Annotated in this window: 1 protein-coding gene; it reads left to right on the top strand. The window is 70.4% G+C overall.

Annotated elements, in window-relative coordinates; all coding sequences use genetic code 11:
• Positions 1–43 precede the first annotated feature (43 nt).
• A partial coding sequence (locus RMT89_RS44975) for a hypothetical protein (protein ID WP_315889524.1) occupies positions 44–243 on the top strand: 200 nt, incomplete at its 3' end.

Here is a 243-nt window from a genome sequence, read left to right as displayed (position 1 = left end):
CGCGAAGCGCGCTAGTGGAACCCGTGCCCAGTGGCGCGACATCATGCGCGCCGAGACGTGGTACACGGCGGAGGAGGCTGTGCTGGCGGGCCTGGCTGATGCGTGGGACGGGTCGGAGGATGCGGCGGCCGCTGCGTCGGCAACCCCGTTCGATCTGTCGAGCTTCCGCTATCAGGGTCGCGCTGATGCGCCTACCCCGCCCCTGCCGAGCGTGTCGGCATCCACTGAACTCCCGGCCAGTCC

The organism is Streptomyces sp. P17, assembly GCF_032436805.1.
Taxonomy (GTDB): Bacteria; Actinomycetota; Actinomycetes; order Streptomycetales; family Streptomycetaceae; genus Streptomyces.
Note: the sequence above shows the minus strand (reverse complement) of the source record. Positions and strands in the feature narration are given on the sequence as shown.